The following is a 22,816-nucleotide window of genomic DNA, read 5'->3' as shown; positions in this document are numbered from 1 at the left end:
AATGATAAAAAAATGGAAGCAGACATCTTGATTCGTTCGGATGTCTTCTTCCAATTTTTTATGCTTCCTTCAATCTGCTTTCTTCGTCTGTCATGAAACCGTTTCGTTTTGTATACAGTGTGTACATATCCTTTGAAATTTCAAAGATGTTGTATAAGTTTTTGTTTTCAATATGGGGAAGCTGACGAGATTCATCGGCAAGGGAGACATATGGAAGCTTCTGCGCGGCTTTCATGGAACGTTCATTGTCTTTCCGTATTTTCATAAAGATCGTTTGAATTCCAAATTCATAAAAGATCTCTTGAAAAAAAGCGTCCTTAGCAAGCTGATTATATCCTTTACCATGGTACGGCTTGCCGAGCCAAGTTCCGAGAAATCCAGTTTGATCAAAAATATCATACAAGCTGATTGTTCCAATAGGAGAGCCCCATTCATCCAAAATGGTGCGGGAAATTAATTCCCCTCGTTCCTCTGCTTCAATCAACTGTTTTGTTATAAACATGTATTCTTCAATCGACGTTGCTTTATGACGAACATAAGGGAAGACCTCTGGATGAACCATAAGTTCGAACAACTCTTGACAATCCGCTAGATCACGTTTTTTTAACATGCTCACCCTCCTCTATCAACGAGGGCGGTTACCACGAAATCTAACGGATCCCACCCTCGAAATTTTTATTTATCAAGTAAAAATTTCGGGGTGGGAATCGAACCCACTAGAACCGGTCAAAAGACCGGTGGCGCACCATTTGCCTTCCCTTAAAAACAAGTAAATTTAATTGTCAGCATTTCTTCTAGTATCATACTTGATTTCTATGGAAAAGAAAACAAAAATTTTGTAAAAAGATTATTAAGAAAATTTTACTTTTTTCTTACTACTTTAAGAGTTTCTATAAGCAGTGAATAGGGCAAAATTACAATATTTTCTTTGACAATATTTTTTTCCTTTGCTTTGATGCAATAACAGAGAGGACCGCATTTCCTGACTGAAGCAGATTTGCCTGATGCCAGCAAAATATTTAGAAATCATAATAAGAACGGTTGAATTTTGCTTCATAGTTTTATAGCATCAACGGCTAGAAAAGTCAGCAAGATGTTCCTTACAAGCTGAAAAATCTATTGTTACAGTATTCATACACTTTCATACTTAAAACTTCCATTTATTTATTTTTTCTATGGTACTATAAAAATGAGGTGTCTGTATATGTTTATTGTAAAAATAGAAGTTCAACCTAAAAAGAAAAATCGTTTTAATATTTACGTCGATAGAGGAAACGGTGAAATATTTGCTTTTAGCGTCGGGGAAGATGTTTTAATTAAGCACGGGCTAAGAAAAGGGATGGAGCTTGATGAGCTGGATATAGATGCGATTTTGCACGAGGATCAAATAAAAGCAGCATTCAACAAAGCTTTAACTTTTCTTGGCTATCGAATGAGATCGGAAAAAGAGGTCCGTGACTATCTTGTAAGTCAAGGTATAGATGAGAGGGTTATTGAACGTGTAATGGTTGAGCTTCAATTAAAAAATTATGTAAATGACAAGGAGTTTGCGGAAGCCTTTGTAAGAACGCAAATGAAAACTACTTTGAAAGGGCCCGGCATAATAAAAGCAGAACTGGGACAAAAAGGGATTGAGAGCGATTTGATAGAAGAAGCTCTTCATCTTTTCACGAAAGAAAGACAAATAGAAGCAGCGTATAAATTAGCTGAAAAGCAATTGGGAAAAAAAGCGAACATATCTATGTCACAGCTAAAGCAAAAAATAGAGCAGGCAATGTTTAGGAAAGGTTTTTCATCCGAAGTGATTCAAGCTGTTTTGGAGATGCTGCCTTTACATGAACGTCATGACCAAGAATGGGAAGCATTATTAATACAAGGCGAAAAAGGGAAAAAAAAGTATTCCCATCTAGATATGTACACATATCGTCAAAAGCTTGCGCAATTTTTATATCGAAAAGGTTTTTCGCAAGAACTTATTCAACAATATTTGCAAAAACACTTAGAGAAAAGCGAGGAATAGGAAATGGAAAAACGGTACAGTGAAATGACGGAATACGAGCTAAAAAATGAAATTGCCCGATTAAAAGAAAAAGCGCGCAAAGCGGAACAGCACGGAATGATCAACGAATATGCTGTCCTGGAAAGGAAAATTGCTATGGCAAAAGCATATATGTTGAATCCTGACGATTTTCCGCCAGGTGAGACGTATGAAATCGATGGAGCGCCTGGTGAATATTTCAAAGTTGAATATTTAAAAGGCGTTTTCGCTTGGGGGTATCGATTATCATCTCCTTTAAAGGAGGAAGCACTGCCGATATCGATGTTGATTAAAAAAAGTAATATAAATGAGAAATAAGTTGAGAACGAAAAATGAAGGAAGTTGGGGAAAAGAGTGGCCGCTGATTTCTTTCAATCGTTTTTTTTCTTCCTGTTCGTGGCTATGCTTCCTCGCGCCTAACTTTGCATTATGGTTATCAAACTGAATACTCTCTCAATTGACCTTGAAAGGATACGGATTTCGTTTTTAGCTTGAAATCTTTTGCTAACAAATAGTATCAAAAAATAAGGAGAATAATGGAAATTTGTTTACTCAAGCAATGTTGAAGCTAAATATTTTCTTTATTAAATTTAATCGAGGAAATCATAGTTGAGTTTTGAATCTAGGCGATTATTTTTAAAAATTAAAAAAGGTCTGTATAAACAAGATCATGCCAAATAATGGCATGATCTCGTATTATGTACGCCCGGCATGTACATGAACTATAGGGTGTAAGTCCCGAACCCCGAAGACAGAAGTAGAGGTTAGCTCAACGAAAGGGTGTCCGTGGTGACGCGGAATCTGAAGGAAGCGAGCGGCAAACTTTAAGGTCTCTCGGAACACGAACTTCATATGAGGCTAGGTATCACTGGGTGAGTTTGCAAGACAAAACAAAGCCCTTTCTGCCGAAGGTGATACAGAGTAAATGAAGCAGATGGATGGAAGGAAAGATTACACTCTTACCCGGGGAGGTCTGGCTGGCACGCCAAGTAACCTTGGTAACCTATCTAGTGATAGATAGCTGAACAGTCAGAAGTCAGCAGAGGTCATAGTATTAGTTGGTCTAGAACAACTAAGAAGGACCGAACAATTAAGAGAGAATAGCCCTTGGCATTCAGTGAGTCATGATGAACACAGAAAACGTAGTACCTCACTTGAGGGAGGAAGCGGTGAATCCCGTGGGAGATCTCTTGGAGGGTGGAGTGACCACTGGCATAAAGAGAACAGCTATTCACGGAAGTTATAAAGACTTGCGTCAATTATCTTAATTGAACCGCCGTATACGGAACCGTACGTACGGTGGTGTGAGAGGACGGGAGTTAATCGCTCCCTCCTACTCGATTTATTTATGAACGTTTTCGCATTTCGTTTTCCAAAATGATTAAGCTTTGGGTTTGCTGGGTTTCCCCGTTTACTTGACGGAATGAATGTTTCGGTTTTCCCCAAGCTCCTAAAAATTCGTACTTCTGCTTTTTTGATAAGGATGATCGGTTTGTGTCCATTTGTAAACACCTCTCGAAAGGTCAATGGTTATGAAAAATTTTTATCCCGTTCTCCTGAAGCTTTCATCCTCTCTTGAGGGTGTGTGTTAATGGTTCCGTTCGCACGACGTGACGCGAATTCCGCTTTAGCACGTGGCTCACCGTCAAATTTTTCATGCTTCGGAAATCCTTTTGCTTTATTGCGCATCGCAGATCCTCCAAGGAGAAAAAAATTTGCGCTATTGGACGCGCATAAATAGTATTTGCTTATTAGAAGCCAATATAAAAGAAAATTAAGGAAATGTCATAATCAATCAATTAGCGGTTTAAGTTTTTTCTTCATTCTTTTTTTACTGAAAATCCAACCTGTGTACGAACGAACAATGTTGAGGTCTTTATCGAGCTGTGCAACTGCTACAAAGGGATAATGACCTTTGCTGAAATAACGCAAGTCAATCAAACGGATTTCGGTATAATCAAGCTGCTCTTTTATTTGCCAATGGAAAACAGGGGAAAAATGCAAAAATGCTGAAATATTCCGGTCTTTTTTTGCGGCTTCCATTGCAGGGTGATTCGGCAGCTCTTTGCGCTCAAACTGGTCGACGATTTGAATTTCGGTAAAATTTGAATATGCAACGTAATAATGTTCTTTTGTCACAATGACGAGCTGCCACTTGCAGAATTTCATTGTTGGGTTAAATATGACGTTTTCAACATTTTTCCATCTGTTTAAGATTTTTTTCTTAATCGATCTTTGCATTAGAAGTCTAACGACATAATATAAAGCGATTATGCAATAAATAATTAAAAAGGTATAGCCCCCATGGGCGCCGGAAAGCCAAATGCCAATGCCGACAATATGAGCGATGAAGATAAACGAATCAAACGTATTAATTGTGCCCAGCGCAATCCACTTTTCAGAAAAAGGTCTGAGAGCTTGAGTGCCGTAGCCGTTGAAAATGTCGACAACAACATGAAGAACAACAGCTAATAACGTCCAAATCCATACATGGATGAGGTTGCTGCTTGGCATTAGAAAATGAATTGCTCCAGTGATCAACAGCGACCATAATAAAACTGCGGGAATTGAATGAGTTATTCCACGATGATTTTTTAAATAAGCTGCATTATTTTTAAATTTAAGAACCGTATCAAGATCTGGTGCTTGTGAACCGATAATTGTGCCAACAAGAACTGCCTTGCTTGTCAGAAAGGAACCGCCGACAGCCGGATCCAAAGTTGCTAAACCTCCCAATGCGATTCCCATGATGAAATGTGTACCTGTATCCAAAGCCATCCTCCTTAGCTGAAAAAACAATCGTTATGATGATATTTGAATTTTTTCCATTGAACGCAAAAAACATAAATTCATTTTTTCTTTCATGCCAAAAAAAAATAATGTACGATAAATTCATAAGTTCTTTTTAGTGTAACATATTTTGAAGTGCATAATGGAGGAAATATTGAAAAATGGGTCAATCACTGCAAAAAATTGAGAATTTCGATATTAAAACATTTCAGGAGGACCTGATCGGCTGGTATATACGGGAAAAAAGAGATTTGCCTTGGAGAAAGGACCAAGATCCATACAAAGTATGGGTATCTGAAATAATGCTTCAGCAAACACGGGTGGAAACGGTTATACCGTACTTTAACAATTTTATTAAAAAATTCCCGAATGTTGAGGCGCTGGCAAATGCGGATGAAGAAGAGGTTTTAAAGGCATGGGAAGGCCTAGGCTATTATTCGCGCGCCCGAAATTTGCACAGTGCAGTGAAAGAGGTGGCAGCAAAATACGGAGGAAAACTTCCGGATGACCCGAAGCAGCTTGGAAAATTAAAAGGAATTGGGCCTTATACGAAAGGAGCAATATTAAGCATTGCTTATAACAAGCCTGAGCCTGCTGTTGACGGCAATGTGATGAGAGTGCTGTCAAGAATTTTACTGATTGAAGAAGATATAGCAAAGCCAAAAACAAGAAGAATATTTGAAGAAGCGGCTGCAAATCTTATTTCAAAAGAACGTCCTTCCGATTTTAATCAAGCATTAATGGAATTGGGAGCAATGGTTTGTACGCCGACTTCTCCGTCCTGTTTGCTTTGTCCTGTACAGGAGCATTGTCTTGCCTTTTCAGAAGGATTACAGGAAAAGCTGCCAGTAAAAACACGAAGCAAATCAACAAAGCAAGTTTCGATTGCTTGCGCGGTTTTAGTGCAAAACAACGATTTATATATTCATAAAAGACCTGACACAGGACTGCTTGCGAATTTGTGGGAATTTCCAAATTGCGAAGTTCGCACAAACAGAATTCCTAAAAGGATATATCTAGAAAATTTTTTGCGGGAAGAATACGGTGTTGAAGCGGAATTAAGCGAGCTAAAAGGAACGATTCAGCATGTTTTTTCTCATTTGACATGGAATATTAATGTTTATTTCGGCAAAGTTTGTAGCGATGAATCAATGAAAGAGCTTGAAAAAGTTTTCATCAAGGATATTGATCGATATGCTTTTCCTGTACCTCATCAAAAAATATTTGCTCTTTATAAGGAAAAAGCTGGAATACAAGTGAAGCCGTAATTCCATTGGGAAGTGAATGAAAATGCAATCGGCATGTACCGATTGCATCCATTATGCCTCTAAAAATTGGTTTAATCAGTCTTTGTTAATACCGCCGCGCGCTTCAATTTCTTCTATAATTTCACGGTGAATAGTATGACCTTCTATATTCAGGTAAGGCATAATTTGTTGAAAGGCGCGGTGATAATACTGAAGCTCTTCACTGCTCCAAGCTTGCTTCGAGATCATGGAGAGCTCTGTCATATCACGTATAGGCAATTTACAAAAACTCCTTTTTATATGTTTTTCTATATCTATTCTTTGTTACGATAGAAATAACTATTCAATACATAAGGAGATGTAAAATATGAATGAAAAAGTAGCGCTTGTCACAGGATCTTCAAGAGGAATCGGCAAAGCTATTGCCTTGAGGCTTGCTGAAAAAGGGTATCACATCGTCATTAATTATGCTCGCAGCAAATCGAAAGCGATCGAAACCGCGGAAGAAATTGAACGTCTTGGTGTGAAAACGCTTGTGGTGAAGGCAAACGTCGGAAAACCAGAAAAAATAAGGGAAATGTTTGCCGAAATTGACAAAACGTTTGGACGGCTTGATATTTTAGTAAACAATGCAGCATCTGGAGTTTTACGCCCTCTAATGGAAATTGAAGAATCCCATTGGGATTGGACGATGGATATTAATGCAAAAGCACTTCTTTTTTGTGCGCAGGAAGCAGCAAAATTGATGGAAAAACACGGCGGCGGACACATCGTGAGCATCAGCTCTTTAGGGTCTATTCGCTATTTAAAAAATTACACGACAGTAGGGGTTTCTAAAGCAGCTCTTGAAGCTTTAACTAGATATTTAGCAGTTGAATTAGCACCGAAAAATATTGTAGTAAATGCGGTTTCCGGCGCAGCTGTCGATACGGATGCATTGACACATTTTCCGAACAGGGAGGAAATTTTAAACGAAGCAAAAGAAAAGACTCCGGCTGGAAGAATGATTGAAAAAGAGGATATCGTAAATGCAGTTGAATTTTTGCTCTCTGAAAAAGCTTTCATGATAAGAGGACAAACTTTGATCGTAGATGGAGGCATTTCCTTATTGCTGTAACTGCAAATTTTTTTGGATAAGTTTTTTCCCTCCTGGACATGATATATGACGTGGAGGTGAAAAATGATGGCAAAACAACAGCAAAACAAAACAAATGCTCAACAAGTGAGAAAGCAAAACCAACAATCAGCTCAAGGATTTGGAACAGAATTTGCTGCTGAAACAGATGCACAACAAGTAAGACAACAAAATCAACAATCTGAACAAAATAAACAACAAAATTCTTAACTATTAATTTTGAATGTTTCTTTTAAAAGAGCCAGGCAAAAAGCGGAGAACGTTTCAGCTCTCCGCTTTCTTTCATTAAAGGAAAAAAACATAGATGATGATCGCCAAAATGATCCGATAAATAGCAAATGGTGTAAGTTTAATGCGGTTGATCAGCTGCAAAAAGAATCTTATGGCCAAAAGCGCGAAAATAAACGCACTGATGAATCCGGCGATAAAAAACGGCAGGACGTCGATCGTGAAATGCTCCCAATTTTTAATAAGAGAAAGACCGCTCGCCCCCGCCATTATCGGCACAGCCATAATAAACGTAAAATCGGAAGCTGCACGATGGCTTAAACCGGCTAAAACCCCGCCGGAAATCGTTGAACCGGAACGCGAAAAACCAGGCCAAAGGGAAATGCATTGGATGAGGCCGATGGTTAGCGCTTGTTTGTATGTAATTTGATCAACCGTTTCTGCTTTCGGTTTTCTTGGACCAAATAGGTCTGCTGCAATCATTAATAATGCCCCTAACACAAGGCCGACTAATACGCTATGAGCGGAAAACAAGTACGTATCAATATAGTCTTCAAATAAAAAACCTAAGACGGCAGCAGGAAGAAGTCCTGTGATGACAAGGCCAAGCGTTAATCTTTGACCGTTTTGATGCTGCATTTTCTTAATCTGTAATAAATCGAAAAAGCGATCTTTAAATACGATCACCGCTGCTAGTATTGATCCAAGCTGAATGACGACTTTAAAAGAGTTGGCGACAGGCTCTGAATATATTTCTTTAGATTTTAGAAGAATGTCATCAACAAGAATCATATGTCCAGTAGAAGAAACAGGGGCAAATTCCGTTAACCCTTCAACAATGCCTAAAATGACTGCTGTGATGATTTCCCACACGATATAGTAACTTCCTTTCTCTCTAAAATAAAAAAATCAAAGTTTGTAATGATTCAATCTTGTCAGATTGTACATAATGAATGAATGGAGAGTCAATAATAATTTTGACCTAAGCGTTCATACGACAAAACTTCTTAATTGTCTACATAACTTGTCAAAGGAATCAAGTGAAATAGTTAGAATATGTATCCATAAACATTTTATTAGGGAGGGATTCATTTGAATACATATAACCGCTTTGATCTGCTAGTTGGCGAACAGCTTGAAACGATGGATAAGCTTGTATCGCTTCAATCTAAAATAGAGCATTATCAACAAATGGAATTGGAATTTTTGAGACAAAATGATGATAAGAAATTGCGTTCTGTGCAAAAAGAAATTGAAAAAATGAAAAATGAGTTGATAGACATTCAAAAAACGTTTGAAAAGCAAACGGAAGAAGTTATTAAAATGTACCAAATCGAAATGTATGACTCGAGTCAGCCATTTTAGCGGCATGGCTCTTTTATTTTCTTTTTGAATATCAAACGTTATAATAAAGAAAAATGATTTTTTCGGATTTGAAGTGGACTGTTCATTAGAAAGTAGGGAACAAAATGGCGTTGCCAAAGGAAGGAGATATCATTCAAATACACAGTTATAAACATAATGGATGTATTCATCGTGTTTGGGAGGAAACGACCGTTTTAAAAGGATCGCAAAACTGTATTATTGGCGGCAACGATCGAACAACGGTTACCGAAGCTGACGGAAGAACTTGGATTACAAAGGAGCCGGCGATTTGTTATTTTCATGCACGTCATTGGTTTAATGTAATTGGAATGATTCGTGGTGACGGCATTTATTATTATTGCAACATCAGTTCTCCTTTTGTTTGGGATAATGAGGCATTAAAGTATATTGATTATGATTTGGATATTAAAGTGTTCCCGGATATGACCTATACACTGTTAGATGAAGATGAATATGAACGGCATAAGAAATCAATGAAATATCCGCAAGTCATTGACCGTATCTTAAAGAATAATGTGAACAAATTAATTTATTGGATACGCGGTAGAAAAGGTCCGTTTTCCCCTGAATTTATCGATCAGTGGTATGAAAGATATTTAACATATTTATGATGGAAAAGTCTGTTGGAATATCAACAGACTTTTCGCTTTGCATTGATCTGAAAGGAGAGAAATGGTTGGGTTCGATTAAACGCTATTTTCAATTTGTAAAACCATATAAAAAACAAATTTTTTTAACGATTTTCATCGGGATTATAAAGTTTGGCATTCCTTTGTTAATTCCGCTCGTATTGAAATATATCGTCGACAATATTTTAAACGGATCATTATCAAATGACGTAAAGATAGAGATGCTTCTTTTTTTAATGGGCATCATGTTGTTTATATTCCTCGTCATACGGCCGCCGATCGAGTATTATCGGCAATATTTTGCGCAATGGACGGGAAGCAAAATTTTATATGATATTCGCAATCAATTGTTTACTCATCTTCAGCGGCTGAGCTTAAGATATTATTCAAACAATCGTGCGGGAGAAATTATTTCGCGGGTGATTAATGATGTTGAACAAACAAAGACGTTTGTTATTACGGGCCTTATGAATCTATGGCTTGACCTTTTTACTATTATATTTGCCATTGGGATCATGTTTACGATGGATGTCACGTTGACCATTGTATCGATTATGTTGCTTCCTATATACGGATTGTCAGTTAAATATTTTTACGGCAGGCTTCGTCATTTGACAAGAGTTAGGTCGCAGGCGCTGGCAGAGGTGCAGGGGCATTTGCATGAGAGGGTCAACGGAATGGCTGTCATTCAAAGCTTTGCGAATGAAGATCATGAACAAAAAGAATTTGATCGTGAAAATCGCAATTTTCTTGAAAGGGCGATTGATCATACAAAATGGAACGCAAAAACGTTTGCTGTTGTGAATACCGTTACTGACCTAGCGCCTCTTTTCGTCATTTTTTACGGGGCTTATGAAGTGATACAAGGGAATTTAACGATCGGGACGATGGTTGCCTTTACAGCCTATATTGATCGGTTGTACAATCCTCTTCGCCGTTTGATCAATTCATCAACTACTTTAACACAGGCTTTCGCTTCAATGGACAGAGTATTTGAGTTTCTTGACGAACCTTACGATATTGTTGATAAACAGGATGCAATAACAGCAGACAAACTTTCGGGGGAAATTATTTTTGACAAAGTATCCTTTCGCTATCATGACAACGAAGAATTTGTACTAAAGGATATTCATTTAACGATTCAAAAAGGGGAGACGGTCGCTTTTGTCGGGATGAGCGGAGGGGGAAAATCCACCCTTGTGAGTCTTGTTCCGAGGTTTTGGGATGTAACGGAAGGAAAAATTTTGTTGGACGGCATTGACGTTAGAGATTATAAAGTGCAAAGCGTCAGGGAGCAGATCGGCATAGTTTTGCAGGATCCTTTTTTATTCAGTGAATCGATAAAAACGAATATTTTAATTGGTAAACCAAATGCAACGGATGAAGAGGTCATAAAAGCGGCCAAAGCAGCTAACGCTCACGAGTTTATTATGAGTTTGCCTGATGGCTATGATACGAAAGTGGGCGAAAGAGGCGTGAAGTTATCCGGCGGTCAAAAACAGCGAATTGCAATTGCCCGAGTATTTTTAAAAAATCCGCCGATTTTCATTTTGGATGAAGCTACGTCTGCTTTGGATTTAGAAAGTGAACAATTTATCCAAGAAGCCCTTGATAAACTGGCAAAAAACCGTACGACCTTAATTGTTGCCCATCGTCTGTCTACAATTACTCATGCAGATAAAATTGTACTAATTGAAAACGGGAAAATTGTTGAGACCGGAACTCATGAAGAACTAATGAAAAAGCGTGGACATTACTATAAACTATTTCAAATTCAGCAATTGGGTGAATGGTAAAAAATACCGCAGCAAAATGGGTAATTAGCCATTTGCTTTGAAATCCATAATATACTTTAATTTTAGCAAGACTTTTGCCAGTCAAGTTTTTCATAAATTTTTGATTCAATCCCTTTTGAAAAAACGATTTTGGTAGAATAAAAGAAAAGACTAAATTCGTATAAGAACGGAGGTTGTCATGGCGGCGGAAAAGCAGTTAATTGAAAAAAACTTTTATCAAACATTATTAAAAGAAAATGAAACGAAACATCCGATCCAACTGCTTGGGGAGCTTTTTCAAGAAGAACAAAAAAAGGTCGCATATGATCTGTCTTATGTACGCTATGCTCAAGGAGAAGTATATTTCCACCACAAAGATTATGAAGCGGCAATTTTTAAATGGGAAAATATAGAGAATGAGCTGGCGCCATGGGCGAGAAAAAATGTCGGAGATGCATATTTTGAATTAGGATTATTTTCATCTGCGGAAGAAATGTACCGTTCCATTGAAACGGATTCAAAAGTTCTTAAAGCAGAAGCATCGCTAAAGCTGTTTTCGCTTTACCGCCTTCAAGGAGAAAAAGAAAAGGCGTATGAGGCGATTCGTGATGCGGTATCGATCAACCCTGACCATGGTCAAGCATCCACCATCGCTATTCAATTTTATGAAGAACAGCAAGATTGGGACAAAGCTGTCCATCTTACGGTTGAAGAATTAATTCGGACTGAAAAAGCGGAATGGTTTCAGCGTTTGATCAATTATGTTGAACAAGGTTTTGTCAAAGAAAAAGAGCCGGATTATTTCTTTAAAGCATTAACGGTTTTATACAGAACCGACGTAGAGCAATTCGAGAAGTTTGCTGTTTCGCTGTGGCGATGCTATAAACACGATCAAAAATATTTTATTCCATGGTTAAAGACGATAAACAATCTAATTTTCAATGTGAAAGTGGACGAATTTCAGCATTGGGATGAAATATCGCGCTTTTATGAAGAATCCTATAATAAGCTTCTTGGTGGATCATATTTACTAAAAGAGCTTCAAGATATTATGCCGGACATTTTAGCCAATTGGCTGAAACTATCGACAGGAAAACAACTATCGACCGCTGCAGCAGCTGTCGTTGCATGGAGTGAAATTTACCGTTCAAGCTTAGATGAGAAAGTGATTGAAGAAGCGGAGAACGTTTTGGCATCAGGTAGTCATGATCGTGCTGATGGTCATGAAGCCAAAAAACGGCTATTTGCGAAGCTGGTCGATTGGGCGGAAATAAATCAAGTAAATCTTGGGCAGAAATATCATTGGATATTAAAAAAGATTTTTGAACAGAACGAACATTATTTGCTCATTGTTGGAGAAAGCGGTTTTGCCCGATCACTGCTTGGTCATTCTCTTCCAAGCATTCCTTCATCAAAAATTACTATTTACTGCCATGAAGACCGGACAGACATAAAGCAAATAAATAATGAAAGCATAACAGATGTATTCGCTGAAGAAGATGCGGCAGTTCGTGAAGATGGAACAATTGTTGCGGTATGTGCGCCTAATGATTTGTTAAACGATCATAAGCTAAGTTTAATAGAAGTACCTGACATAGAGCATATTGATCAAGAGGAGCTAAAGGAATATATACAACTGGCTGATGGGATGGTATATGTCCATCCAGAGCATCAACCTGCTTCAGTTGAGAAAATGGTAGAAAGCCTGGCATCGATTGCTTTAAAAAAGGAGCTTCCAATTTACTTTTTGCTTGAAGATAGCGGCATGCTTCATAATCATTTTAAAGAACAAATACTTGACTTTTTCCCGGAAGCTGAATTTTTCCCATTCCCTTCAAGAAATGAAGGAGAGAAGCGGAAACAGTCCTTCGCTGAATTTATTCATTCACGTTTTCCGTTTCATCAAGATAACAAAACGGAGAAGCTGTTGTTTTTCTTGAAAAAAGCTATTAAATATGCTTATAGCAAACGGATGGAATTAGAGCAGCATTTAGAAGAAAGCATCGAAAAAAATAAAGAAATCGTGTCTCGATTAAAAGGATTAATACACAGCCTTGGCGATATGGAAAATGAAAAAGCTAAGGAATTGAGGCAGTCACTCCGCTCCACTTTGGAAGAAATAAAAAAGGATCTTCATGATGAGTTAAGGACTCTTTTGCGATCTGCATCGAAATTCATAACGGAAAACAGCGATTTCAGCCATTTACACATAGAATTGAACAAAAAAATGAACGATCAGGTGAAGGCGCATTTTGCTGAAACGCTGCTTCCAAAAATGTCGCAAAAAATGGGAGAATGGGTTTCATTTGCTGAAAGCGAGCTAAAACAATGCCAAGTCTATTTAGATGAAATGTGTGAATCGTTTAATTCATTGTACGGTCATGACCGTGTGAAGCTTATGTCTGATTTCAAAGTAGTGGATGATTGGCGGCGGGATATTGATCGTCTGACAACAGTGGTGAACATCGAAGAAGAAAATATTATGAACCGCTTTAAGCCTGCGCAAGTTATATTAAAAGGAGCAGGAAAGCTGTTTTCGTCCATTGGGAAAAACAAGCTGTTTATCGCACAGCAATACAAAAAATACATTGAAACTGAAACATTCGATGATGCGATTCAATCGATGATCCGAAAATTTTTTGCTCAATTCGACTTATTTGAAAAAGGAATTGAACGAGATGTGAAAATGTTTTTCCGTGAACCTGTTCACAACCTTGAACAAATTGTGCAAGAAGGAGAGCAGCAAATTCGGACAGATCAACAACAATTGGACAGCTTGAAAACAAACCCAGAGATTTATTATGATCCGCTGACAGTTTTTGAATTAAACTTAAGACAATGTGAAATATTGAATGAATACCATTCCTTAAACAATAAAGCGGTCGAAACGAATATAAATAAGTTTTCTAGCGGAGATTAAAGCAATGCTTAGCACATTTTTAGATTAGGGGCTGTCCATAAAGTCAAATCCCCATTGAAAAACAAAAAAATCATAAACATCGATATATCAACGTTTCTAAAACATTAAAGTGGGCGTCAATAAGCCGAAAAAACGACTTATTAGACAGCTCCTATTATTAGTAGAAGTGAAACGCAGGTCGAGACTGTCTGAGAGCTTTGAGCTCAAAAAGCTGACCGTGATTCTAAAGGAGCCTCCTTGTGTGATAACATCCAACAAAGCTTTGAGTTGGAAAGCTGAGAAAATACAGCTGTTCCAAATGATATAAAACTTGCCTGCGCTTGTATGATATAAGACGATTTCAATTTAACAAGATGAAGCGGTTTGGAAACAGCATTTCGGCGGGGAGCAGTTGGATGATCATGAAGACAAATTAAAACGCAGCCTTTATCCGCAAAGCTGCGTCCATGAAATTCCAGTTATCATTTGCAGAGGATAAAAATGAAATAAGATTTATTTCCAAGGCAGAAAAGCTCGCGATACTTTTCTGAGAGCAGAGAGGTCATTCAGCTTCTCAAATAAATGAAATGATTGTCTTAAAAAAGATGAAAGACTACTGAATTCATGAATGAAATTCTGTAGTCTTTTACATTTTTTGCTTTTTTCATCGCCTTCTGAAGGCTGTAATATACGGAGATGAACTTGTTTACTCTTCATCCTCCACATGAATTTTATTTTCTTTTTTATGGAAATGTTGAAAGCTGTTAATCAATGTATCTAAATGCTCCAATTGATCGTGATAATCAACGATGGCGGAGACTAAAGATAGTATTTGGTAAAACGAATCGGAATCTTCCGCTTCTTTTTCAAATTTCAAAAACGCTTGAATGAATTCTTTTCGATTAAATTTGTCATAAGGAAGCAGGTCTTCAGCGTGATTATTTTTAATTTTTTTTGTTATTTTTAACAGCGCCTGCTCATGCAAAATTAATAAAAAGTCAAGCTCTGATATAAGCATTTCATGGAGCTTTCTAGGTATTTGCCGAAGTTCGTTTTCCAAGCAATGAATTTGGCGCAATGTGTAAAATGCCCTGTTCGTTGTGATAATCATCTGTCTATACAGGACAAGTTTTCTTGATTTTGGCAATACCTTCGCTTTAGAATAAGTTCGCTCTTCTTTGTAAAGCAAAAATAAATGATCAAGTTTTATCAGCTGATCTTTGATTTTGTCTATTTCCTCTTTAAGAGGGGCAAACTCAGATTTATTTCGAATATTGATCCGAATCCATTTCATAATCTCATGGGAAATTTCGGTGATTTTATGGTAAAGCTTTGTTTCGTATTTTGGCGGCATAAATATCAAATTAACAAAAAAAGCTGATAAAACCCCAAGTAAAATCGTTAAAAACCGTATGGTAGCAAACTGTACAAAATCGTCACCTGTTGTTTCAAGTATCGCAATAACCGTTACTAAAGCAATTGCGATTGTGTTTTCAATCTTTAATTTTAAACAAATAGCAATGGTAATCACTGCTGTAAGACCAATAATAAACGGGTTTGTTCCGAAAGAAATCCCGAATAAAACTGCGACAACAGCGCCGATTATATTTGCCTGAACTTGTTCAATGACGGTTAAATATGATCTATATATTGACGGCTGTATCGCAAAGATAGCTGCAATCCCTGCAAATGCTGGAGATGGAAAATGAAGCATCTCTGCCAGCATTAATGCCAGTGTAATTGCAATACCTGTTTTTAAGATACGGGCTCCAAGTTTCATGTTGAATAAAAATTTTTCCTTCCTTTCATCAAAAAGGTTGTAAGCTATTCAGACTATACATTGTTTAACACGAATATTCAAGGTTATTTTAAGAGAAAGGAAAAAGTTAACACTCTTGTAATATGATATGATCCTTTAATATAGACAGACCAAATAGTTACGTTGTGATCGAGCGAACTTTTGCACTTTTTTCGTACAACTGAAGAGGCGGCAGTTTTACATCACCTCCATCGTTTCCAAAAGAAATAAACAACCTGAGTCCATAAATATCGGGCTCAGGCTGCTTAAAGATTTACTTTTTCATTCTGCCTGCTTGTGCAGTAGGCGCTTTAGTAAGACTCATTTTTTGTCATGTGAAAGCTGTTTAAACGATTGTTCGACTGCCGAAATGGTTTTTTTAATGTCCTCTTCTGTATGAGCGATTGTAATAAACCAGGCCTCATATTTAGACGGCGCCAAATTAATGCCTTGATGAAGCATCAGTTTAAAAAATTTAGCAAACATTTCTCCGTCTGTTTTTTCGGCTTGCTCATAATTCGTCACCTTTTCGCGTGTAAAATATACTGTTAATGCACCTTTTAAACGGTTGATGGTGATCGGTATATTATATGATCTTCCAGCGTTTAAAATGCCTTCTTCAAGCATCATGCCGAGCTTATCAAGATAGTCATAAACTCCTTCTTCGCTCAGCACTTCCAAACAAGCAATTCCTGCTAAGATCGATGCAGGGTTTCCTGCCATCGTCCCTGCCTGATAAGCCGGTCCTAACGGCGCCACCTGCTCCATAATTTGTTGACGGCCGCCGTAAGCTCCGATCGGAAGGCCTCCGCCGATAATTTTTCCAAGTGCGGTTAAATCAGGCTCTACATGAAGCAGATTTTGGGCACCGCCGTACATAAATCGAAACGCTGTAATAACTTCGTCAAAAATAAGCAGCGCGCCTGCTTTGTGAGTAAGCTGTTTGACTGTTTCTAAAAATCCTTCCTTAGGTTCCACAATACCAAAGTTTCCGACAATTGGTTCAACTAAAACGGCTGCAACTTCATTTCCCCATCTATGAATAGCTTGTTCAAACGACTCCACATCATTAAAAGGTACAGTGATAACTTCTTGAGCAATGCTTTTTGGTACCCCTGCGGAATCAGGCGTTCCAAGGGTAGATGGACCTGATCCTGCTGCGACAAGCACCAAATCGGAATGTCCATGGTAGCACCCGGCAAATTTAATGATTTTATCCCTTCCTGTGTATGCACGGGCAACTCGAATTGTTGTCATTACTGCTTCTGTTCCAGAATTGACGAAGCGGACCTTTTCTAGAGAAGGGATAGCTTCTTTTAACATTTTTGCAAATTTGATTTCATGAGGCGTCGGTGTTCCATATAGGACGCCTGTCTCGGCAGCGTGCTTGATTGCTTTTGTAATATGAGGGTGTGCATGGCCGGTGATGATCGGGCCATATGCTGCTAAGTAATCGATATATTTGTTGCCATCAACATCCCAAAAATAGGCGCCCTGCGCCCGCTCCATTACAACAGGTGCTCCTCCGCCGACAGCTTTATAAGAACGGGACGGGCTATTTACCCCTCCTACAATATGTTCGAGCGCTTCTTTATGCAGCTGTTCTGATTTTGTAAAATTCATTGTTTCACCTTCTTTTTTACTTAACTGTACAGCCAAAAATATTCAAGCATCCTCGTTTATTCTAGCACTTTTCATAAAAAAGGTGCATGCAAATTGTTAATTTCAAATAATTCGAGTAAACTAATGTTTGTGATTGATCGATGGAGGTTACAGCTATGAATGTCATTGAAGTAGAGAATTTGCGCAAAGAATTTAAGAGCTATTCAAGCCGCTCTGGATTAAAGGGGGCTTTTCGCGATTTATTCACTAGAAACTATAAAATCAACAGAGCTGTTAATGATATTTCCTTTACAGTGAAACAGGGAGAAATGGTGGGTTATATAGGTGAAAACGGCGCAGGAAAATCGACAACGATCAAAATGCTAACAGGGATTTTAACACCGACATCAGGGAAGGTCCTGGTGAACAATATGAATCCTCATAAGGAACGGGAAAAGTTTGTCCGGACAATCGGTGTTGTATTCGGACAGCGTTCACAGCTTTGGTGGGATATTGCTGTTCAAGAGTCATTCAGGCTTTTAAAAAAGGTATATAAAGTGTCCGATCAAGATTATAACGAACATATGGATCATGTCATTAAAACGCTGGATATCGGCCCTTTGTTAGATAAGCCGGTGCGAAAGCTGTCATTAGGGCAGCGGATGAGATGCGAGCTTGCCGCAGCATTAATTCATAATCCTCCTCTTTTATTTTTGGATGAGCCGACGATCGGCTTGGACGTTTTAGTCAAGCTGAAAATTCGTGAATTTTTGAAAGAGATAAATGCAAAATACAAAACAACGATTTTGCTGACGACACATGATATTGCGGATATAGAAGCATTGTGTGAACGCGTCATAATGCTTGATGAAGGAAAGATTATATATGACGGCTCTTTGGACCATTTGCGCGGGAATTGGGGAAAAGGGAAGCAAATTGAATTTCAATTTGCCTCTTCTGTTGATGAATCCCTTTTATTGCAATTAACGAGTGGTTTTCACGTGCAATGGATGAAGGGAGATAAAAGCAATGTTTGGATCGCGCAAATTGCGAATCATGAGGAAATGCCGGAAATCATTAGCCGCGTCATGAAGGCTCAAACTATCGTGGATCTAAGCATTAAAGAAATATCAACGGAGGAGATTATACGCAACATTTATGAAAAAGGTGATGCGAACAGTAACTTAGAAAAGGTGATCATGAATGTCTAAATATTTGGAAATGATCCGCATCCGTTTTTTAATGATGCTCGCTTACAGGACAAACTATTATTCTGGAATTCTCATATACAGCATTAATATCGGTGCTTACTACTTTTTATGGACAGCCATTTATGGGGGAAAAGAAAGCATTCAAGGTTTAGATGCAGCGCAAATGGTGACATACGTGGCAATTTCATGGATGGCAAGAGCATTTTATTTTAACAACATCGACAGGGAAATCGCAATGGAAATTAGAGAAGGAAAAGTGGCAGTGGAGCTGATTCGTCCCTACAATTATCTTGGCATGAAAACGATGCAGGCGTTTGGAGAAGGCGTTTTTCGCCTTTTCTTTTTTTCCATGCCTGGAATGGTGATTGTAAGCTTTATTTTTCCGCTCGAATTGCCGCTTGATTGGCAGGCGTGGTCTTTTTTTGCCATTTCCATATTTTTTAGTTTTGTTATTAATACAGAAATTAATTTATTGACAGGAATCTCAGCTTTTTTCTTATTTAACAACGACGGACTAATGAGAGCAAAACGCGTCATCATTGACTTGTTTTCCGGACTGCTGCTCCCCATTAGCTTCTACCCAGTTTGGGCTCAAGAAATAATGGAATATTTGCCTTTTCAAGCAATCAGTTATATTCCAAGCATGATCTTTACAAAAGGATTCCAAGAAGCTGAAATTACAGACGCTATTCTTTTTCAATTGTTTTGGTCCATTTTATTGATCATTCCAATTTGTGCTATGTGGGCGGTTGCGAAAAGAAAAATGATTATTCAAGGGGGGTGAAAAGATGTTTTATGTGTCAATGTTTTTTCAATATATCGCTCAATATTTAAAAACAAGGATGGAATACAGAGCGGATATGATTGTAGAGATATTGTCTGATCTATTGTTTCAGGCAGTAAATTTAGTTTTCATTCTCGTCGTATTTGGACATACAGAATCGCTTGGCGGCTGGCAAAGAGATGAAATTATTTTCATTTATGGCTTTTTCTTAGTTCCTTATGCTTTATTCAGCACCTTTTTTAACATTTGGGATTTTAATGAACGATATATTGTAAACGGTGAAATGGATCGCATTTTAACGAGACCGATCCACAGTTTGTTTCAGGTGATATTGGAGAGAATGGAGCTTGAATCGCTTTTTGGCGTTATTACAGGGCTTGTTGTCATGGGGTATGCAGCAGCCCGGCTGAATCTTACTTTTCATTGGTATGACATTTTTATTTTTATTCTATTTGTATTTGGCGGCACCCTTGTCTGCGGCAGTATTTTTGTTGCGCTTGCATCGATTGGGTTTTGGTCGGATGCAAAAACATCGATTATGCCAATGATGTATAACATTGGAAACTACGGCCGCTATCCAGTAAATATTTACAACGATGTGATACGTTTTATTTTAACGTGGATTTTGCCGTTTGCCTTTGTGGGAGTTTATCCGGCTTCCTATTTTTTACGAAAAACGGATTGGTATATTTACGCTTTTTTAACTCCTGTGATAGGCCTTCTGTTTTTTATTTTGTCGGTTATTATTTGGAATATTGGAGTGAAGCGATATCGAGGGGCAGGAAGCTGATCATAGTTTCCTTTCGTTAAGCGATAAAATTCAAAGAGGCTGTTGACATCAGTTTGGTTGACGAACAAGTTTCCTTTAGCTAGTGATAAAATTCAATAAGGCTGAATAACATGTACAAACAATAATTTTCGGGGGAAATTATGGCGATTGTCGTAGGAACAGGGATAATGTTCTGTTTGGTTATGAGCATTCGAACGATGTTTTCTGCTGTGAAAAGAGGTACGTTCCTTACGTTTGAAACTGTATATTTAATTGCTTTAGTATATGCCTCTTTTTTGTTAGGATTTGGTGTGATTTATTTAATTTTAACTCAATACGGCTTTCCGATTTTAGCTGAATCTGGGCGGCCTCTTTATGGGACGTATTTAGAAAATTTAACCACCTGCTTATACTTTAGTGCAGTTACGCTGTTTTCTGTAGGCTATGGGGATATCACTCCTTTCGGCATTGGAAGGTGGATTGCAATTGTACAGGCGATGATTGGCTACATATTGCCTACGGTTGTTGTTGCCAAAACAATGATTGATATTGAGAAGAAACAATAGTTGTAACATGAAGCGAAATTCGGTACGCTGAAGATAAAATGAACAACTGGAGGGATTAGATATGGCAGCTGAAGTGGGAAAGCCTGCACCAGATTTTGAGCTGACTGCTGACACTGGAGAAAAAGTAAAACTTTCTGATTTTAAAGGAAAATATGTAGTGCTGTATTTTTACCCGAAAGATATGACTCCGGGATGCACAACGGAAGCGTGCGATTTTCGCGATAAATATGAAAGCTTTCAAGAGCTTGATGCCGTCATTTTAGGAGTAAGCCCTGATCCGCAGGAACGACATCAAAAATTTAAAGAGAAGCACGGGCTCCCTTTTTTGCTTCTCGTTGATGAAGATCATAAAGTTGCGGAACAATACGGAGTATGGAAATTAAAGAAAAACTTTGGAAAAGAATACATGGGAATCGAACGATCTACTTTTATTATAGACAAACAAGGAATATTAGTGAAAGAATGGCGAAAAGTAAAAGTGAAAGGACATGTTGAAGAAGCTCTCACATTTATTCAAAATAGAGAAGAATGACAGCAAATGATTTGCTCTGTTCACCCTATGTTGTCAAGGCGGGCATTTGTGCCCGCTTTTTCCCGTGCAAAAGCGAAAATCTTTTTCTTAATAATTGGTGCATTTTTTCAATGAATAGATAAAATGTTCTAATAAATTAAACGCTCCCATTGACAAAAGTCTTATAATCAATGTACACTAATTATAAATATTATAAAGTAAGAATGATACAAAATAAGAATGTTTTTCAAGAAATGAGGTGCATGGCGATGTCAGACAATACGTTAAAGGAAGCTCTTGAAATTTTAAAACAAACGGGAGTCCGCATCACTCCGCAGCGTCATGCGATTTTGGAGTATTTAGTTAATTCAATGAATCATCCAACTGCTGATGATATATATAAAGCGTTAGAAGGTAAGTTTCCAAACATGAGTGTTGCAACTGTTTATAACAACCTTCGGGTATTTCGTGAAGTTGGACTGGTAAAAGAATTAACGTATGGCGATGCATCTAGTCGATTCGATTTTGTGACAACGGAGCATTATCATGTCATTTGCGAGGAATGCGGAAAAATCGTTGATTTCCATTATCCAGGTTTAGACGAGGTGGAGGATCTTGCAGAGCATGTAACGAACTTTAAAGTTAGCCACCACCGAATGGAAATATACGGGAAATGCCCTGCATGTCAGCAAAAAGAAAAAAATATGCACTGAGAAAGCTGGTAGGAAAACAAACTATCAGCTTTCTCTTTTCCTTGTTTTGCGATTGTACTTTTCGTCGAATTCTTTGCCTTCAAGCTCTTTATCAAGAGTCAAAGGCTCTCTGCAATACATGCACATATCCACACGACCGAGCATTTTTGTCACTTTCCCGCATGAAGGACATACAACTTGAACAGCTCTCGTCGATAGCATCCCGATCCAGAAATAGACGACAGTACTTCCGATGATGGATAATAAACCAAGCAGCATGAAAATGGTCATGACCCATACATGTTCTCTGAAAAAGATGCCTATGTACATAATGATAAAACCAACAAATACTAAACTTAAGGCAAAAGTGCGGATTTTATTTATTTTGCTTGTATATTTTTTAGCCATTGTACAAACCTCCTGAACACTACTATAGCATATTTTCACTTTTTTTTCGTCACAGAACGGCCAATTGCTAACAGTATTTCGTTTTTTATTTACAGAAGCTTTCGTTTAATGTGTTTTATTCAGACAGCGGATGAATAAATGATTTGCAGCGAATCTATATATACTTAAAGAAAGGACTCGCCATCCAGATACATTAGCTGTATTATTTAATAGAAAAAGAATGCTGCTTCTCTGCAATCCGATTATTTGGACTTTGCTTTGCTTCTGTTGTTTATACAAACCTCCGATAAACCTTTGACTATAAAATATTATGGATTACTTAATGAAAAGGCAGCACTCAATATAGCA

The 22,816-nt window shown here is 37.9% G+C and carries 23 protein-coding genes and 1 pseudogene; 15 read left to right on the top strand and 9 right to left on the bottom strand.

The genetic code is table 11. The annotated features are described in order from the left end of the window. Nucleotides 1-58: 58 nt before the first annotated feature. Nucleotides 59-610 carry a GNAT family N-acetyltransferase gene (locus NSQ44_RS15055; protein WP_063386267.1) on the bottom strand — a complete coding sequence of 184 codons (552 nt, stop codon included), beginning with the start codon at nt 608-610 and terminating at the stop codon, nt 59-61. Between the two features lie 594 nt (nt 611-1,204). On the opposite strand from NSQ44_RS15055, the gene recX reads away from it, so the two are divergent. Together recX and NSQ44_RS15045 are read left to right on the top strand one after the other, a co-directional pair. After that, nucleotides 1,205-2,020, top strand: a complete 816-nt coding sequence (gene recX / locus NSQ44_RS15050; RefSeq protein WP_340857463.1) for a recombination regulator RecX — start codon at nt 1,205-1,207, stop codon at nt 2,018-2,020. A gap of 3 nt (nt 2,021-2,023) precedes the next feature. Then, nucleotides 2,024-2,356, top strand: a complete 333-nt coding sequence (locus NSQ44_RS15045) for a YfhH family protein (protein ID WP_063386265.1) — start codon at nt 2,024-2,026, stop codon at nt 2,354-2,356. A 1,028-nt stretch (nt 2,357-3,384) separates the two neighbouring features. Here NSQ44_RS15045 and NSQ44_RS15040 read toward each other — a convergent pair. From NSQ44_RS15040 to NSQ44_RS15030, 3 genes are all read right to left on the bottom strand, one after another. Continuing rightward, a complete protein-coding gene (locus NSQ44_RS15040; protein WP_340857461.1) occupies nt 3,385-3,540 on the bottom strand; it encodes a YpzG family protein in 156 nt (51 codons plus the stop codon). A 28-nt stretch (nt 3,541-3,568) separates the two neighbouring features. After that, entirely contained in the window at nt 3,569-3,727 is a 159-nt protein-coding gene (locus NSQ44_RS15035) for a small, acid-soluble spore protein K (RefSeq protein ID WP_063386264.1), read from the bottom strand. A gap of 102 nt (nt 3,728-3,829) precedes the next feature. Then, nucleotides 3,830-4,810: a metal-dependent hydrolase gene (locus NSQ44_RS15030; protein ID WP_340857459.1), complete on the bottom strand. Its 981-nt coding sequence runs from the start codon at nt 4,808-4,810 to the stop codon at nt 3,830-3,832. A 179-nt stretch (nt 4,811-4,989) separates the two neighbouring features. On the opposite strand from NSQ44_RS15030, the gene mutY reads away from it, so the two are divergent. Then, nucleotides 4,990-6,096, top strand: coding sequence for an A/G-specific adenine glycosylase (gene mutY / locus NSQ44_RS15025; RefSeq protein ID WP_094244555.1), 1,107 nt, complete (start codon nt 4,990-4,992; stop codon nt 6,094-6,096). A gap of 75 nt (nt 6,097-6,171) precedes the next feature. On the opposite strand, the gene NSQ44_RS15020 is transcribed toward mutY, so the two are convergent. Further along, complete coding sequence (locus NSQ44_RS15020; protein ID WP_339195822.1) at nt 6,172-6,339, bottom strand: cytosolic protein; 168 nt, start codon at nt 6,337-6,339, stop codon at nt 6,172-6,174. 103 nt (nt 6,340-6,442) lie between these two features. On the opposite strand from NSQ44_RS15020, the gene fabL reads away from it, so the two are divergent. Both fabL and NSQ44_RS15010 read left to right on the top strand, forming a co-directional pair. Continuing rightward, nucleotides 6,443-7,192, top strand: a complete 750-nt coding sequence (fabL, locus tag NSQ44_RS15015) for an enoyl-[acyl-carrier-protein] reductase FabL (RefSeq protein ID WP_340857457.1) — start codon at nt 6,443-6,445, stop codon at nt 7,190-7,192. Nucleotides 7,193-7,276: 84 nt separating this feature from the next. Then, nucleotides 7,277-7,420: pseudogene (locus NSQ44_RS15010) on the top strand (gamma-type small acid-soluble spore protein); the annotation flags it as partial. A gap of 75 nt (nt 7,421-7,495) precedes the next feature. Here the strand turns inward: NSQ44_RS15010 and NSQ44_RS15005 are convergent. Then, complete coding sequence (locus NSQ44_RS15005; protein ID WP_144598206.1) at nt 7,496-8,311, bottom strand: undecaprenyl-diphosphate phosphatase; 816 nt, start codon at nt 8,309-8,311, stop codon at nt 7,496-7,498. Nucleotides 8,312-8,530: 219 nt separating this feature from the next. Here NSQ44_RS15005 and NSQ44_RS15000 point away from each other — a divergent pair, with 219 nt between their 5' ends. From NSQ44_RS15000 to NSQ44_RS14985, 4 genes are all read left to right on the top strand, one after another. Next, the gene (locus NSQ44_RS15000) at nt 8,531-8,803 is read left to right on the top strand and encodes a YgaB family protein (RefSeq protein ID WP_232515610.1); all 273 of its coding nucleotides are present in this window, start codon (nt 8,531-8,533) and stop codon (nt 8,801-8,803) included. Between the two features lie 104 nt (nt 8,804-8,907). Next, nucleotides 8,908-9,435: a nucleoside tri-diphosphate phosphatase gene (gene ntdP, locus NSQ44_RS14995; protein WP_340857455.1), complete on the top strand. Its 528-nt coding sequence runs from the start codon at nt 8,908-8,910 to the stop codon at nt 9,433-9,435. A 65-nt stretch (nt 9,436-9,500) separates the two neighbouring features. Next, nucleotides 9,501-11,249 carry an ABC transporter ATP-binding protein gene (locus tag NSQ44_RS14990; protein ID WP_340857454.1) on the top strand — a complete coding sequence of 583 codons (1,749 nt, stop codon included), beginning with the start codon at nt 9,501-9,503 and terminating at the stop codon, nt 11,247-11,249. A gap of 178 nt (nt 11,250-11,427) precedes the next feature. Continuing rightward, nucleotides 11,428-14,148, top strand: coding sequence for a tetratricopeptide repeat protein (locus NSQ44_RS14985; protein WP_340857453.1), 2,721 nt, complete (start codon nt 11,428-11,430; stop codon nt 14,146-14,148). Nucleotides 14,149-14,833: 685 nt separating this feature from the next. Here NSQ44_RS14985 and NSQ44_RS14980 read toward each other — a convergent pair. Beyond that, nucleotides 14,834-15,907 (bottom strand): FUSC family protein, encoded by a 1,074-nt coding sequence (locus NSQ44_RS14980; RefSeq protein ID WP_063386256.1) that lies wholly within the window; start codon nt 15,905-15,907, stop codon nt 14,834-14,836. Between the two features lie 339 nt (nt 15,908-16,246). After that, nucleotides 16,247-17,548, bottom strand: coding sequence for a glutamate-1-semialdehyde 2,1-aminomutase (locus tag NSQ44_RS14975; protein ID WP_340857452.1), 1,302 nt, complete (start codon nt 17,546-17,548; stop codon nt 16,247-16,249). Between the two features lie 155 nt (nt 17,549-17,703). On the opposite strand from NSQ44_RS14975, the gene NSQ44_RS14970 reads away from it, so the two are divergent. The 6 genes from NSQ44_RS14970 to perR all read left to right on the top strand — a co-directional run bounded on the left by NSQ44_RS14970 (nt 17,704) and on the right by perR (nt 22,081). Beyond that, nucleotides 17,704-18,738, top strand: a complete 1,035-nt coding sequence (locus NSQ44_RS14970) for an ABC transporter ATP-binding protein (RefSeq protein ID WP_063386255.1) — start codon at nt 17,704-17,706, stop codon at nt 18,736-18,738. After that, on the top strand, nt 18,731-19,522 hold the full coding sequence (locus NSQ44_RS14965) for an ABC transporter permease (protein WP_063386254.1): 792 nt from the start codon (nt 18,731-18,733) through the stop codon (nt 19,520-19,522). The genes NSQ44_RS14970 and NSQ44_RS14965 overlap by 8 nt, the downstream gene beginning before the upstream one ends. Before the next feature lie 4 nt (nt 19,523-19,526). Beyond that, nucleotides 19,527-20,312, top strand: a complete 786-nt coding sequence (locus NSQ44_RS14960) for an ABC transporter permease (protein ID WP_063386253.1) — start codon at nt 19,527-19,529, stop codon at nt 20,310-20,312. A 140-nt stretch (nt 20,313-20,452) separates the two neighbouring features. Next, nucleotides 20,453-20,857 carry an ion channel gene (locus NSQ44_RS14955; protein WP_063386252.1) on the top strand — a complete coding sequence of 135 codons (405 nt, stop codon included), beginning with the start codon at nt 20,453-20,455 and terminating at the stop codon, nt 20,855-20,857. Nucleotides 20,858-20,918: 61 nt separating this feature from the next. Beyond that, nucleotides 20,919-21,389 (top strand): thioredoxin-dependent thiol peroxidase, encoded by a 471-nt coding sequence (gene bcp / locus NSQ44_RS14950; RefSeq protein ID WP_063386251.1) that lies wholly within the window; start codon nt 20,919-20,921, stop codon nt 21,387-21,389. A 248-nt stretch (nt 21,390-21,637) separates the two neighbouring features. After that, the gene (gene perR / locus NSQ44_RS14945) at nt 21,638-22,081 is read left to right on the top strand and encodes a peroxide-responsive transcriptional repressor PerR (RefSeq protein ID WP_186439264.1); all 444 of its coding nucleotides are present in this window, start codon (nt 21,638-21,640) and stop codon (nt 22,079-22,081) included. A 24-nt stretch (nt 22,082-22,105) separates the two neighbouring features. Here perR and NSQ44_RS14940 read toward each other — a convergent pair whose 3' ends face one another. Continuing rightward, the gene (locus tag NSQ44_RS14940) at nt 22,106-22,468 is read right to left on the bottom strand and encodes a YgzB family protein (protein ID WP_311066455.1); all 363 of its coding nucleotides are present in this window, start codon (nt 22,466-22,468) and stop codon (nt 22,106-22,108) included. Between the last annotated feature and the right edge of the window lie 348 nt (nt 22,469-22,816).

Origin of the sequence: Aeribacillus sp. FSL M8-0254 (assembly GCF_038008845.1) — a bacterium.
Taxonomy (GTDB): domain Bacteria; phylum Bacillota; class Bacilli; order Bacillales; family Aeribacillaceae; genus Aeribacillus; species Aeribacillus composti.
The sequence above is the reverse complement of the archived record's forward strand: the minus strand, read 5'-3'. Positions and strand labels throughout refer to the sequence as shown.

Bases quoted from the DNA above. Each gene is read 5' to 3' on its own strand.
- NSQ44_RS15055 (WP_063386267.1), bottom strand. From the start codon at position 610: ATGTTAAAAAAACGTGATCTAGCGGATTGTCAAGAGTTGTTCGAACTT.
- recX (WP_340857463.1), top strand. From the start codon at position 1,205: ATGTTTATTGTAAAAATAGAAGTTCAACCTAAAAAGAAAAATCGTTTT.
- NSQ44_RS15045 (WP_063386265.1), top strand. From the start codon at position 2,024: ATGGAAAAACGGTACAGTGAAATGACGGAATACGAGCTAAAAAATGAA.
- NSQ44_RS15040 (WP_340857461.1), bottom strand. From the start codon at position 3,540: ATGGACACAAACCGATCATCCTTATCAAAAAAGCAGAAGTACGAATTT.
- NSQ44_RS15035 (WP_063386264.1), bottom strand. From the start codon at position 3,727: ATGCGCAATAAAGCAAAAGGATTTCCGAAGCATGAAAAATTTGACGGT.
- mutY (WP_094244555.1), top strand. From the start codon at position 4,990: ATGGGTCAATCACTGCAAAAAATTGAGAATTTCGATATTAAAACATTT.
- NSQ44_RS15020 (WP_339195822.1), bottom strand. From the start codon at position 6,339: ATGACAGAGCTCTCCATGATCTCGAAGCAAGCTTGGAGCAGTGAAGAG.
- fabL (WP_340857457.1), top strand. From the start codon at position 6,443: ATGAATGAAAAAGTAGCGCTTGTCACAGGATCTTCAAGAGGAATCGGC.
- ntdP (WP_340857455.1), top strand. From the start codon at position 8,908: ATGGCGTTGCCAAAGGAAGGAGATATCATTCAAATACACAGTTATAAA.
- NSQ44_RS14985 (WP_340857453.1), top strand. From the start codon at position 11,428: ATGGCGGCGGAAAAGCAGTTAATTGAAAAAAACTTTTATCAAACATTA.
- NSQ44_RS14980 (WP_063386256.1), bottom strand. From the start codon at position 15,907: ATGAAACTTGGAGCCCGTATCTTAAAAACAGGTATTGCAATTACACTG.
- NSQ44_RS14975 (WP_340857452.1), bottom strand. From the start codon at position 17,548: ATGAATTTTACAAAATCAGAACAGCTGCATAAAGAAGCGCTCGAACAT.
- NSQ44_RS14970 (WP_063386255.1), top strand. From the start codon at position 17,704: ATGAATGTCATTGAAGTAGAGAATTTGCGCAAAGAATTTAAGAGCTAT.
- NSQ44_RS14965 (WP_063386254.1), top strand. From the start codon at position 18,731: ATGTCTAAATATTTGGAAATGATCCGCATCCGTTTTTTAATGATGCTC.
- NSQ44_RS14960 (WP_063386253.1), top strand. From the start codon at position 19,527: ATGTTTTATGTGTCAATGTTTTTTCAATATATCGCTCAATATTTAAAA.
- NSQ44_RS14955 (WP_063386252.1), top strand. From the start codon at position 20,453: ATGGCGATTGTCGTAGGAACAGGGATAATGTTCTGTTTGGTTATGAGC.
- bcp (WP_063386251.1), top strand. From the start codon at position 20,919: ATGGCAGCTGAAGTGGGAAAGCCTGCACCAGATTTTGAGCTGACTGCT.
- perR (WP_186439264.1), top strand. From the start codon at position 21,638: ATGTCAGACAATACGTTAAAGGAAGCTCTTGAAATTTTAAAACAAACG.
- NSQ44_RS14940 (WP_311066455.1), bottom strand. From the start codon at position 22,468: ATGGCTAAAAAATATACAAGCAAAATAAATAAAATCCGCACTTTTGCC.